The organism is Limnohabitans sp. T6-5 (genome assembly GCF_003063315.1).
In the GTDB taxonomy this organism is placed as follows: Bacteria; Pseudomonadota; Gammaproteobacteria; order Burkholderiales; family Burkholderiaceae_C; genus Limnohabitans_A.
The window spans coordinates 562,313-575,501 of record NZ_NERV01000001.1; the positions used below are offsets into that span (position 1 = coordinate 562,313).

Genomic DNA, 13,189 nt, shown 5'->3' on the forward strand with positions numbered 1-13,189 from the left:
CCATCACCCACAAGAACAGCTCAAGCCAAATCTTCCACCCGATAAATTGCAGCGACTGCGGGGCCGCCTGTCCCCTGAGACAGCAAGGCCAAAGCGCGGGTCAAATCGTCACCCCGCACGCTTGACGTCAAGGCCACCCAAGCCTTGCGGTGCGGTTGATCCGTGTGTGGCACTTGCAACATGTCTTGCACCTCTACGCCATGCGCCTGCAGCCACCTAGGCCATTCAGCTTGAAGCGCTGGGTCATCCACCCACTCAAACCGCAGGTAATGCCTGGAGGCCACCTGGCCAATGGGTTGGACGGGCCAGCGGCGAACCGCACTCGCTTTCACAGAACGGTGCGGCACTCGCAACGCCGCCCGCCCGGCGTCACCCGCAGCACCGCAACGGGCCACATCCATCAAGTCAGCCACCACAGCAGACGCCGTGGTCTGCGAACCCGCACCGGCACCGTAATGAAAGGTCGGCCCTGCCGCATCGGTGTTCACCCAGATGCCGTTCATTGAACCCTGCACCTGGGCCAGCCAATGCGACTGCGGCACTAGGGTCGGGTGCACCCGCACCTCGATGGCATCCGCCACTTGCCGGGCAATGCCCATCAATTTGATGCGGTAGCCCAGCGCTTGGGCACACACCATGTCATAAGGGTCCAAAGCCGTGATGCCCTGCGCGTGCACCTGACCAAACGGCACATCGGCCCCAAAAGCATTGGCCGCCAGCAAGGCGGTTTTGTGGGCGGCATCGATGCCCTCCACATCGAAAGACGGATCGGCCTCGGCATAACCCAGCGCAGTGGCCAGGCTCAAAGCCGCAGCAAAATCCAAGCCTTCGTCCTGCATTTTGGACAGGATGAAATTGCTCGTGCCGTTCACAACACCCACCACCTCGTGGATGCGGTTGGCCGCCAAACCCTCGCGCAAAGCCTTGATGATGGGGATGCTTACCGCCACAGCAGCTTCATAGGCCACCACCACGCCACAGGCATCTGCGGCGGCAAAAATTTCGGCCCCATGCTCGGCCAGCAAGGCCTTGTTGGCCGTGACCACATGCTTGCCTTGGGCGATGGCTTCCAGCACCAAGTCTTTGGCCAGACCCACACCGCCCATGACCTCCACCACCACATCGATGTCCGGGTGCCTCACCAAAACCCAGGGGTCACGCACCAAGGCCACATCGGGCCCGACCACCTGCGCGGCCTTGTGCAAGTTGCGCGCTGCGGCCATGACCAAGCGGATGCGCCGCCCGGCACGCTGGGCAATCAATTCGGCATTGCGTTCAAGCACTTGGCAAGTGCCAGAGCCGACCACACCGGTGCCAATCAAACCCACACGCAAAGCGCCAAGGCCTGAGGAATCCCAAGCGTGAGGCAAGACAGAGGGACAAGAATTTTGAAACATGCAAATCTCCAAACAGTAGAAACCAGCTGCCGGGGCTGGTTTGTTTGGAAATCCACCAGGGGGCAGCCAGGAAGGCCACCCGCGCGAACTCAGGTGGCCGCGTTGGTTGTGGTGGTAATCATGTTGAACCACTTACGCAAACAAACCCATGAAGACATGCCACGCGCTGATTGAGCGCAGAACATGCTCACAAGATTAATAGCTACAAAAGTATTCAACATGTTTGGAGTTTATCCCAGACCACGGTCAAGCCAGCGTCGACCTGCTTGAGTCAGTCTGTATTTTTGAAGACGACTCTGGGGTTTATCGGGCACCGACATCTCCAGCACGCTCAAGGTCAAAGCCGTTTGCTGGTAGTGGAGGTGGAAGTGTTTTTAGTCTTTCAGACCCAAATCGATCATCAATTCAACGCGGCTCATCTCGCCATTGACCAGTTTGACCTTTGTCATTCACCCTCAGCAGCAAACGCTCGCCTTGCGCATTGGCAAAGCCACACACCCAGCGCAGGTAGTCACCGCGCCAGATTTCTTTCCATTCGGTGTGCTGGGATTCTTGCTTGAGCATCGTGCAATTTTGACAGGCACAGCCCTCAATCCTGCTCCACAAACCCCTGAAAACACCGCTTGAGTTCATGAATCCAGCGATGCTTGTCTTCCTCAGGTGCAAAGCTCGACTCAATGCTATTGGCGGCCAGTTTGTAGGCCTGTTGTGCATTCAGGTGCAGGGCCGCAAAGGTTTGCAGGTAGTTGTCGTTCAGGTAGCCGCCAAAGTAGGCTGGATCATCCGAGTTGATCGTCACACACAGACCCGCATCGAGCATCTGGCCTAGGTTGTGATCGGCCAGATTTTTGAACACACAAAGCTTGAGGTTGGACAGGGGGCACACCGTCAGCGGCACCTGGCTGTCTGCCAAGCGCTTCATCAATGCCGCATCGTGGATAGCCTGCACGCCATGGTCGATGCGTTCGACATGCAGCGTATCAAGCGCGCTCCAGATGTAAGCAGGCGGCCCTTCTTCGCCGGCATGGGCCACCACATGCAAGCCCTGCTCACGGGCCCGCGCAAACACGCGGGCAAATTTTTCAGGCGGATGACCCACTTCGCTGGAGTCCAAGCCCACACCGATGAAATGATCACGCCAAGGCATGGCCTCTTCCAATGTGGTCAGCGCATCGTCCTCAGACAAATGGCGCAAGAAACACAAAATCAAATCCGCGCTGATGCCCCATTTGGCCTGCGCATCCACGCAGGCACGGTGCAGGCCCTCGATCACCGCGCCCATGGCTACGCCCCGGGAGGTGTGGGTTTGTGGGTCAAAAAACAACTCGGCCCGAACCACATGGTCGGCGGCGGCTTTCTCAAAATAAGCCCAGGCCATGTCGTAAAAATCCTGCTCATGCAGCAACACGCTGGCCCCGGCGTAATACAAGTCCAAAAAGCTTTGCAAGTTGGTAAATGCATAGGCGCTGCGCAAAGCGGCCACATCGGCATAGGGCAGCTGCACACCATTGCGCTGAGCCAGTGCAAAGATCAGCTCGGGCTCCAGCGAGCCCTCGATGTGGATATGCAATTCGGCTTTGGGCATGACCCGAAGCAATTCGGGCAATCGTTGAGGGGCAATGGCATGGACTTTGAACATATTCAGCCTTCGAAATGACAACAGGCATTCATGTTAATCCGAGAGCCCCAACCCTGACGACCCCTTGCGGCAAGAATTCACACGGATTGTGGACGGCGACACGCTGGCGCCATCCGCAAAGCGCGTGTGCCAATCGACATCTCAAACCGCCCGAGCTTGCCCGCACATGGGGCCAGCAAGCCGCAACAGCTCAGGAACGGTCAATCCACCTTGGCACCCGCCTGGAACCAACGGCCGATCAAGGCGCGTTCGTCATCGGTGATGCCGGTGGCGTTGTTCATGGGCATTTGTTTGGTCACCACCATTTGCTGGTAGACGTTTTGGGCGTTTTGTTTGACCAACTCCGGGTTGTCCAAACGGATGTTTTTCATTTGCACTTGCTCGCCATGGCACATGTAGCAGCGTTGGGCCAAAACGGTTTTGACTTCAGCAAAAGCCACAGGCGCAGTCGGCGCGGCTGACACAACAGGCGCGGCGGGCTTCAATGCCACGATGACCGCCAGCAAGAGCGCCACACCCACAGCCGCAAACGGCCAGGGGTTGGCAGCGCGGCCCAGGTGGTAGCCGTGGCGCTGCACAAAGAACTGGCGGATCAAGGCGCCGGCAAACATCATCACAAACAACAGCACCCAACGGTGCTCGTGCGTGTACAAGAAGCTGTAGTGGTTGCTCAGCATCGCAAAGATGACGGGCAGCGTGAAATAGGTGTTGTGCACGCTGCGCTGTTTGCCGCGCTTGCCGTGGATGGCCAGGGCATTGGCGTCATAGGCCGCGCCGCTGGTCATGGCCGCCACGACTTTGCGCTGGCCAGGGATGATCCAGAAAAACACGTTGGCGCTCATGCTGGTGGCGATCATTGCGCCCACAAGCAAAAATGCAGCCCGGCCAGCAAACAGGTGGTTGGCCAACCAAGAGGCAAAAGCGATGACCACGATCATCAGGCCCGCCACGATCAACTCGCCATTTTTGCGAAAACCGAACACGCGGCAGACGACGTCGTAGACGATCCAGAAAGCGGCCAAAAAGCCCACTGCCGCCGCACCCGCGACCGCCGGAGACCAGTCCATCAGTGATTTGTCGATCAGGAAGGTGCCCGCATTCCAGAGGTAGAGCACCGTGAACAGCGCAAAACCGCTGAGCCAGGTGGAATAGCTTTCCCAATAAAACCAGTGCAGTTTGGTGTGGATGATTTTGGGGGCCACCATGTACTTTTGGGGGTTGTAAAAACCACCGCCATGCACGGCCCACATCGCACCGCCAACGCCTTTTTCGAGCAAGTCGGGCGAGTTGGGTTTTTGCAGGTTGTTGTCGAGAAAGACGAAATAAAACGAGGAGCCAATCCAGGCGATGGCGGTGATGACATGCACCCATCGCAACAAGAGATTGGCCCAGTCCAGCAGATAAGTTTCCATGAAGGATCTCCAACCAGCTCACCACCGCGGGCCCTGTGAGCGGTCATTCGGTCGCGAACATGAACCTCAAGGGTTCTTGCGCCGCTGCGACCAGTGCACCGAAGTGTATACAGTTTTAACCCATGAATCCAGCACATCCCGCCCTGATGGACTCAGGGAAAACCAGAGCGCGTGGCTCAGAGTGTTTGCAAGAGTTGTGCCGCCACTGCGACAGCAATGACTTCGGGCTCTTTGCCCGTGATGCCCGCCACCCCGATGGGGCAAGTGATGTGCGCGATCTCTTCGGCGCTGAAGCCCCGGTCTTCGAGGCGATGGCGGAATGTGGCCCATTTGGTGGCGCTGCCAATCAGGCCAACGAAGGGCAAATCGGCCTGCTCACGCAGGCGTTTGAGGCAGGCCATGACGACGTCCAGGTCTTCTGCGTGGCTAAAGCTCATGATGAGCACGCGGCTACCGGGGGCCAGATCAGCCACGGCGGCTTGCACCGGGTTGGAGTGCTCGCAGTCCACGCCATCAGGCACGTCAGTGGGGAAAATTTCATCCCGGCTGTCGATCCAGCGCACGGCAAAAGGCAAGGGGGCCAGGGCATTGACCAAGGCTTTGCCGACATGCCCGCCGCCAAACAGCGCCAGCGGGATGCGAACCGGGTTCAGTTGCTCACGCAGGCGGGCCGCGTCACTGGCGCTGACCCGCTCAAAGTGCAAATCGAGCGCACCCCCACAGCACTGCCCCAAACTGGGGCCCAGCACCTGGCGCAGCCGCGCTTGGGTGGTCTGACCACTCAGCCACAAGCGGGCATGGGCCAGCGCTTGAAACTCCAGATGCCCACCCCCAATGGTGCCCGCTTCGCCTTGGGCAAAAACAACCATGCGGGTGCCCGGACCTCGGGGAACGGAGCCCTGTGTGGCCATCACGGTCACCACCACGGCGATTTCTGCGTTCAACCGCTGGAGCGCTTGTTCAATCCAATTCACTGTTGTTCCGTTCAAGGGTCTTACGACTGCGTGGTGTGCCCCAAGTTGGGCAAGTCAATGCCACAATGGCGGCCAACTTCAGAGTATGCCAACGAAAATGGTGAACCGTCTGCCCGCCATGAATCAAGTTTTGAAAACACTGCAACGCAAAACGTCAGCGCCAGGACGCGCAGCTGGACTGGCCATGTGGGCCGCGCTCTTGTCTTTGCTGCACGCCTGCACGGCCCCCCCTACGGCAACTGCACCTGAAACCCAAAGCACCGCCCAGACCCACACAGGCGGGACTTTGCGGGAGACGCTGAACTCTGGCGCGGCAGCATCATCAATCGCCCACAGTGCCAAAGAGTACCGCGTGGACGCTGCCAGCCATTTGTACGGCCTGAACAAACAACGCATTTACAAAGGTCGCCTGCCCCCCATGCTGATGGCTGTGGGAGTTCTCGACGTGGACATTGACCACCAGGGCAAGGTCAAGGCCTTGAAATGGAAACGTGCACCGAACCATGCCCCCCAGGTGATGGCCGAGATCGAACGCCTGGTCAAAGCCGCTGCACCCTACCCCACCCCCAGAAACCTCAGTCAAGTGACCTACACCGACGTGTGGCTGTGGCACCAAAGCGGCCAATTCCAGCTCGACACCCTCACAGAAGGCCAGGACTGAAGCCCTGAGCTACTACCCGCTTCAACCGACAGGCGCTTGCTCGTGCGCGGCCCCAGGCAGCAAAGTCAAAATCAAGGTCGTGGCCACCGAAAAGCCTGCCAACAGCAAGAGCGAGCTGCCAAAGCCCATGGCCTTGACCACCGGCCCCAAGGCCCAGACCGACAAGGAGCTGACCGCAAACGACACGCCCAGGCGCATGCCCGACACGCGCGAGCGCAGGCGGTCGTCTACATAGCGGGCGATCATGAAATCGGTGAAAGGAATCGCCCCGAAGATGAACACCATCACCCCAATCAGCGCCGCAAACAGCCACCAGCCCTGCGCCTGAGAGGCCAGCACCAGCATGGGAATCTGCGCCATCACCATGAACATGAAAAAGCGCTTGAGCGGAAAACGGTTGATCAGGTGCCCCACCACCACCTGGGCCACCGATGCCACGGCGTAGACCAGCGCCAACAACAAGCCCAAAGCGGCAGGGTCTTCCATCACGCCTTTGAAGCGCTCGGTGATCAAAGGTCCATTGCCATTGGTGGTGAAGTTGAACAACACGCTGCTGGTGATGGCCGCTGCCGTCATGACCACCAAGGCCCGTGCCAGCATGGGCGCGGGCAGGCTGACCTTGGCACCGCCCTTGCGCTTGGCGGGCGACGACAGCTCTTGCGGACAAGCGCGGGCAAACACCCAGCCGCAGACCAAGGCCAACACACCCGGCACCACAAAGGCCGCACGCCAACCCTGCCACTGGATCAAAAAGCCCGTGAGCAAAGCCGCCACCGCCACACCCAGGTTGCCCGCCAGGCCATTGAAGCCAATGGTGGCCCCCGGGTTGGAAGATCGCTCCAGCAGCATGGGAATGCCCACCGGGTGGTAGATCGAGGCGAAAAAGCCGATCAGCGTCAGGCTGGCTGCCAGTTGCCAAGGCGTTTGTGTGAACGCCGTGAGGATGGACGCCGCGCCAATGCCCAAAAAGAAGATCAGCATCATGCTGCGGCGACCCCACAGATCACCCAGCCGCCCAGCAGGCAAGGAGCCCAGTCCGAACATGAAAAACGCCCCCGCGCCATAGGGCATGAGGTCTTGCCATTGGGCCAGTCCCATATCGGCCGCGATGGTGCTGACTGCCGCCGCAAAAATCAGCAAAAACAAATGATCCAGCGCGTGCGCGATGTTGAGCAAACCCCTCACCACACGGGGGTGGTCAGCGTCGGGATGAGCAGCTGGGGCAGATGAAGAAGTTGAGGTCGTCATGGTCGGTTTTCGCTGGCAGGCCAGACAGTGATTCACTGGGCCAAGGTGCCCCAATAATGTGCGCCCAAGCGCAATTTGGCGCTGTCGCTTGCGTCACAGGGGGCCACGAGCCAAACAGCCCTGTTAAAGGGGCGCGTTGGCCGGAGCTTTGCGGTCCCAAATGTGCGCACGCCAGTGCACCGCCATGGCCCCGGTCAAGATCAGCCCCAAAGCCGAATACATGCCAGCTGTGGCGGCATAGCCCCAGCGGTCAATCAGCGGGCCCGACAAGAGCAAGCCCAATGGCAAACCCCAGATGGCCAGCATGCGCATGCCCATCACTCGGCCCCGGTAGGCGGGCTCTGTGGCGCGCAGCATCACAGCGGCCAGCGGCGTCATGCTCAGGCTTTGCGCCAGGCCCGCCACCCACAGAAAGGCCATGCCCACGCCCAAACGTGTGCTGAAGGCGAACAGCACATCCACCGCAAACCACACCGCCCCGGCCAGCACCATGGTTTGCGCAGCGCGAAACGCAAAGCGGTGCGAACTGAGCACCACCGAGCCCACCAGGCCCCCAAAGGCAAAGCTGGCGCCCAGCCAGCCCAGGCCCGTCTGGTCGGTCAGGTAAATGTTTTTGGCCACATAGGGCAGCAAGCCCAAAGAGAAGGGAAAGGCCAGCAGGTTGACCAAAAACGCCAGCGCCATGGCCGCCATCAGCACCGGGCGCGTCCACACATAGCCAAAAGCCAGCTGCAAATCGCGCACGGGCGAAAGGCGCACCGTGTCATGGGCTGGGGCGGGCACGTCCGACACCCCGCGAGAGAGCACAAAGCTGAGCGTGTAAAGCGCCGTGATCAGGGCATAGGCCCAGGTCATGCCCAGCCAGGCGACCACACCCGTACCAGCCAAGGCCCCCGCGATGCGGGCCGAATCCGAGGTGATGCGCGAAATGCCCAAGGTGCCCAGCAAATGCCGGGGCGGCAAGGTCTGTGCAATCAAGGCGTTGCGCATCATCATGTCCGAGGGGCGCACCAGGCCCGCCAAGGCCGCCATGAACAACACGATCATGGGCGTGAGGGCTTGCAAGCAGGCCAGCAGCATGAAGGTGGCGGCCAGCGCCGCATAGAGGGCGCGCGACAGGACCAGCATGCGCCGATAACCGAGCCTGTCACCCACCACGCCAAACATGGGCGAGACCAATGAGCCCAGGTACTGCAAGGAGCCAAACACCACCAGCATCATCACCGAGCCCGACTCGACCAAGATGAACCAGCCCAGCACGATGGACTCCATCTCGAAAGCCCAGGACGTGGCCAGGTCGGCAGGCCACTGGAAGCGAAAACTCCGGACCCGGAAAGGGTCTCGCCAGTGCATGGCGGGTGGGGATGGTGCAGGGGCGACTGAAGAGGTCAACGTGGCGGCCTTGTGCCCTGCTTCAAACTTTGCAAGACCTCACGCGGGCAGGTTCTGTGGGCCATGCCTGAGCTGAGTCAGTCTTGCGCAGCGCGAGAGATCTGCGTGTTGGGCTGGGCGTTTTGAGGGCTCGTTTGCGCTGCCGCAGGCTCGGGCATGAAACACATCTTCTCGCCGTCCCAACGCTGGCCGCACCAGCACAGGCCTTCGGCGTTGATGATGCAAGTGCCAGTGCCGCAGCACCGTGGATCGTCTGACATGGGCCTGCTCCTGTGGGCTGGATGGATCAAAGTGACAAGATGCCTGAAACCGCTTCAGGCATCCGGCTCAAGCCATCACAGCCCTGCAGTGGCCTTGGCTTTTTCACACGCCATCAAGATGCGCTCGGGCGTAGCCGGGGCGTCCATGTAGACCACGGCTTTGTGGTCGGCGCTGGCCGCCACCGCATCGCGCAGTGCGAAGAAGGCCGAAAGACCCAACATCAAAGGCGGCTCGCCGGTGGCCTTGCTGTTGAAAGGCGTGGGTTTGAGGTTGGCGTTGTCGAACAAGCTCACCTTGAAGTGCTCAGGAATGTCGCCTGCCACTGGAATTTTGTAGGTGCTGGGGCCGTGCGTGAGCAGCTTGCCCTTTTTGTCCCAAATGCACTCTTCCATGGTGAGCCAGCCCATGCCTTGCACATACGCGCCTTCGATTTGGCCTTTGTCCAAAGCGGGGTTGATGCTGCGGCCCACATCGTGCACGATGTCCACGGCCTTGAGCCACCACTCGCCGGTGCGGGTGTCGATTTCCACTTCGCTCACGGCAGCGCCGTAGCAGTAGTAATAGAAAGCACGGCCGTTCAGGGTGGTGAAGTCGTATTTGATTTCGGGCGTCATGTAGAAACCCGTGACCGACAAGCCCACACGCTCCATGTACGCTTGCTTGGTCAAGTCGGCCCACTTGACGGACTTGCCGCCGCCGTGGACTTCGTTGTTCGCGAAAGTCACATCGCCTTCAGCGCAAGCCAATATGCGCGCCGCCACGGGCTTCAAGCGCTCGCGCATTTGCGCGGTCGCGTTCATGATGGCCGCGCCGTTGATGTCGGCACCGCTCGAAGCCGAAGTGGCCGAAGCGTTGGGCACTTTTTGCGAATCGGTGGCGGTGATGCGCACATGGTCCACGCTGATGCCCAGGCCATCGGCACACACCTGCGCCATCTTGGTGTTCAGGCCCTGGCCCATCTCTGTGCCGCCGTGGTTGCAACTCACCGAGCCGTCCATGTACACCGCCAGCAGCGCGCCGCCCTGGTTCAGGTGCGTGGCCGTAAAGCTGATGCCAAACTTCAAAGGCACCAGCGCCATGCCGCGCTTGCGGGTTTTGCTCTTGGCGTTGAAGGCTTGCACTGCGGCGCGGCGCTCGGCGTATTTGGATTCTTGTTCGACCTGATCGATCACTTTGTCGCCCACCCAGTCTTCGATGAGCTGGTTGTATTGGGTGGTCATGGTGTCGGGCGTGCCACTGATGGCCGGGTCTTTGTAGAGGTTGAGCTTGCGCACTTGCAGTGGGTCTTTGCCCAAAGTCATGGCAATCTCGTCCATCACCGTCTCGATGCCGAACATGCCTTGTGGGCCGCCGAAGCCACGGAATGCGGTGGCGCTTTGCGTGTTGGTTTTGCAGCGGTGGCTCACCAGCTTGAGCGCAGGCAGGTGGTAGGTGTTGTCGATGTGCAAGCAAGCACGGTCGTTCACGGGGCCCGAGTAGTCGGTGCTGTAACCACAGCGCGACATGAGGGTGATGTCAGCGCCCAAGACGCGGCCGCTGTCGTCAAAGCCCACTTCGTAGTCGATGCGGAAATCGTGGCGCTTGCCGGTGATGGTCATGTCGTCGTCGCGGTTCACGCGCAGCTTGACGGGCTTGCCCAGTTTGTGCGCGGCCAAGGCGGCGCTTTGGCTGAAGATGCTGGCGTTGCCTTCTTTGCCACCAAAGCCACCACCCATGCGGCGGCAAATCACCTCCACGTCGTTGGTGTGCAGGTTCAGGGCGTGCGCGGCTTCGCGCTGGTTGCCGTCGGGGTGCTGGGTCGACACGTACAGCGTGAGCTGCCCGTCTTCCTTGGGCACCGCGTAGGTGATCTGGCCTTCCAAGTAGAACTGTTCTTGCTGGCCGGTGTTGGTGCTGCCTTTGATCTTGTGGGGCGCGTTGGCAATGGCCGCTGCGGCGTCACCGCGCGTGATGCCCTTGGGCGGCATGATGAAACTGTTGGCGGCCATCGCGTCTTCGATCGTCAACACTGGCGTGAGCTCTTTCACCAGCACCTTGGCTTTTTTGGCGGCTTCGCGGGCGTAGAGCATCTCGCGCGCCACCACCACCGCCACGGCTTGGCCGATGAACTCGACCTTGCCAGCGGCCAAGAACGGGTCGTCATGGATGATGGGGCCGCAGTTGTTTTCGCCAGGAATGTCTTTGGCTGTGTAGACCGCGACGACGCCGTGCTCTTTCATAATCGCTGCGCGGTCGATTCCGTCGCCAATCAACTCGCCATGCGCCACGGGCGACAAGATGAGTGCGGCATACAAAGTGCCTGCGTGCTCAGGGATGTCGTCGATGTAGGTGGCAGAGCCGGTCACGTGCAAGTGCGCGGACTCGTGAACGATGTCGGTGCCTTGCTGGACGCCCGAAACAGGCAGCAGGTTTTTGAGTGCGGTAGGAGCGTTCATTCAAGCCACCTCTTTCTGTTCTTCGATGAATTCCAAAGCCAAGTTACGAGCCACCAATGCGCGATACCCCCAAGTGGCGCGCAGGCCGTCGCGAGCGGTGAAGCTGGCGGCAATCGCCGCGTCCAGGTCAGCCGCTTTCACGTCCGAAGGCGACTTGCCCTCGAGCACGGCTTCCAGCTTGGGGGCACGGCAAGGCGATGGGGCCAAGCCGTTGTAGGCGAGCTTCACGCCGCTCAACTTGCCGTCTTTCAGCGTGTAGCTGATGGCGGCGCAGGTGGCCGAAATGTCTTGCTCAAAACGCTTGCTCACCTTGTGGGCGCGGAACACCTGACCCGCCACGGGCTTGGGCAGCTCGACCGCTTCGATGAACTCGCCGGGCTCCATCACGTTTTTCTTCATGCCGGTGTAGAAGTTGTCCAGCAGCACCTTGCGGGTCTTGTCGCCACGGCGCAGCACCAGGTTGGCGCCCAGCGCCATCAGGCAAGGCATGGTGTCGCCAATGGGTGAACCGTTGGCGATGTTGCCCGCCAAGGTGGCGGTGGAACGGATGGGGGGTGAGCCAAAGCGGCGCAGAACTTCGGCAAAGTCGGGATAAGCCTTGGCCACCAGCGCTTCGACTTGCGTGAGCGACACGGCCGCACCAATGCGCCAGGCGCTGGACGTTTCTATCACCTGACGCAACTCGGCCACATTGCCCAAATACATGATGTGCTCGGGGCGGCTGAACTGCTTGTTCACCTGCAGACCGATTTCGGTGCTGCCTGCCAGCAGTGTTGTGGTGGGGTTCTTGACCAGATAGTCGGCCACCTCGGCGATGGTGGCGGGCGACACGAACTCGTTGCCCTTCTTGGTGCGCACGACGGGCTGGACGATGATGTCGCCGTCCAGGCTCAGCGTGGGCACGCTGGAACGCTTGATTTCTTTCAGCAAGGGCACATCGGCGCTGTCGTCCAGTTTCAAGGCCTCAGGCTTGGCGCAGGCTTTGGTGGCCGACTCGATGATCGGCTTGTAGCCGGTGCAACGGCACAGGTTGCCGCTGAGCGAATCGGTGATCTGCTGGCGATTGGGCATGGGCAAGACCTGCACCAGGTTCACCAGACTCATCACGATGCCGGGCGTGCAAAAACCGCACTGCGAGCCGTGGCACTTGACCATTTCGGCCTGCACCGGGTGCAGCGTGCCATCGGCTTTTTTCAGGCTCTCGACGGTTTTGACCGATTTGCCGTCCAGCGAAGGCAGCAACTGGATGCAGGCGTTGGTCGCCACGTAGTCCACGCCCGTGCCTGCAGCGTTGAGCTCACCCACCATGACCACACAAGCGCCGCAATCGCCTTCGGCGCAGCCCTCTTTGGTGCCGGTGCGGTGCATTTGCTCACGCAAATAGTCTAGAACAGTGGTGGTGCGGCGCTCGCCCTGGGCTTCGACGATGCGGCCGTCGAGCACAAAGCGCACGGTGTTGGTGACTTGGGTCATGGTGCGGGGAGGTGGGTAAATAAACGGTAAGACTTGGATTCTAAAGAAGCATCGCCTGCATGGCAGGCTTTTTCGACGGATTAATCGGGATCTGACCCACATGTCGCCATTGACTATCCAACGCATAGTGGCTCGTGAACAGATCTTGGTTCAACATGCACAAGGTAGTGCCATAGGGATCTCGCTCCATTTCATTTTTGACAAATTTTCACAAATAAATTCATTACAAGTTACAATTTCAACGCACAATTGGTGCGTCAAATGGAGAATCATATGAAAAAATTAGCTGTTGCAATA

At 60.1% G+C, this 13,189-nt stretch carries 11 protein-coding genes and 1 pseudogene; 1 reads left to right on the top strand and 11 read right to left on the bottom strand.

What is annotated here, in order from left to right:
• Nucleotides 1-20: 20 nt before the first annotated feature.
• The 6 genes and pseudogenes from B9Z51_RS02270 to xdhC form a co-directional block, all read right to left on the bottom strand.
• On the bottom strand, nt 21-1,397 hold the full coding sequence (locus tag B9Z51_RS02270) for a homoserine dehydrogenase (RefSeq protein ID WP_108371413.1): 1,377 nt from the start codon (nt 1,395-1,397) through the stop codon (nt 21-23).
• Nucleotides 1,398-1,627: 230 nt separating this feature from the next.
• Nucleotides 1,628-1,756: pseudogene (locus tag B9Z51_RS19040) on the bottom strand (Fic family protein); the annotation flags it as partial.
• 46 nt (nt 1,757-1,802) lie between these two features.
• On the bottom strand, nt 1,803-1,961 hold the full coding sequence (locus B9Z51_RS18350; protein WP_158272805.1) for a helix-turn-helix domain-containing protein: 159 nt from the start codon (nt 1,959-1,961) through the stop codon (nt 1,803-1,805).
• 25 nt (nt 1,962-1,986) lie between these two features.
• Nucleotides 1,987-3,036: an adenosine deaminase gene (locus B9Z51_RS02275; RefSeq protein ID WP_108371415.1), complete on the bottom strand. Its 1,050-nt coding sequence runs from the start codon at nt 3,034-3,036 to the stop codon at nt 1,987-1,989.
• 200 nt (nt 3,037-3,236) lie between these two features.
• Entirely contained in the window at nt 3,237-4,448 is a 1,212-nt protein-coding gene (locus tag B9Z51_RS02280) for a urate hydroxylase PuuD (protein WP_108371417.1), read from the bottom strand.
• A 176-nt stretch (nt 4,449-4,624) separates the two neighbouring features.
• Nucleotides 4,625-5,422: a xanthine dehydrogenase accessory protein XdhC gene (gene xdhC, locus B9Z51_RS02285; protein WP_108371419.1), complete on the bottom strand. Its 798-nt coding sequence runs from the start codon at nt 5,420-5,422 to the stop codon at nt 4,625-4,627.
• Between the two features lie 118 nt (nt 5,423-5,540).
• Here xdhC and B9Z51_RS02290 point away from each other — a divergent pair, with 118 nt between their 5' ends.
• Nucleotides 5,541-6,083, top strand: coding sequence for a hypothetical protein (locus B9Z51_RS02290; protein WP_233254797.1), 543 nt, complete (start codon nt 5,541-5,543; stop codon nt 6,081-6,083).
• A gap of 21 nt (nt 6,084-6,104) precedes the next feature.
• On the opposite strand, the gene B9Z51_RS02295 is transcribed toward B9Z51_RS02290, so the two are convergent.
• From B9Z51_RS02295 to xdhA, 5 genes are all read right to left on the bottom strand, one after another.
• Nucleotides 6,105-7,331 carry an MFS transporter gene (locus B9Z51_RS02295; RefSeq protein WP_108371421.1) on the bottom strand — a complete coding sequence of 409 codons (1,227 nt, stop codon included), beginning with the start codon at nt 7,329-7,331 and terminating at the stop codon, nt 6,105-6,107.
• 123 nt (nt 7,332-7,454) lie between these two features.
• Complete coding sequence (locus B9Z51_RS02300; RefSeq protein ID WP_108371423.1) at nt 7,455-8,684, bottom strand: MFS transporter; 1,230 nt, start codon at nt 8,682-8,684, stop codon at nt 7,455-7,457.
• A gap of 116 nt (nt 8,685-8,800) precedes the next feature.
• Nucleotides 8,801-8,983, bottom strand: a complete 183-nt coding sequence (locus B9Z51_RS02305) for a hypothetical protein (RefSeq protein WP_108371425.1) — start codon at nt 8,981-8,983, stop codon at nt 8,801-8,803.
• Nucleotides 8,984-9,058: 75 nt separating this feature from the next.
• Nucleotides 9,059-11,419, bottom strand: a complete 2,361-nt coding sequence (gene xdhB, locus B9Z51_RS02310) for a xanthine dehydrogenase molybdopterin binding subunit (RefSeq protein ID WP_108371426.1) — start codon at nt 11,417-11,419, stop codon at nt 9,059-9,061.
• Nucleotides 11,420-12,892 (bottom strand): xanthine dehydrogenase small subunit, encoded by a 1,473-nt coding sequence (gene xdhA / locus B9Z51_RS02315; RefSeq protein ID WP_108371428.1) that lies wholly within the window; start codon nt 12,890-12,892, stop codon nt 11,420-11,422.
• Nucleotides 12,893-13,189 lie beyond the last annotated feature (297 nt).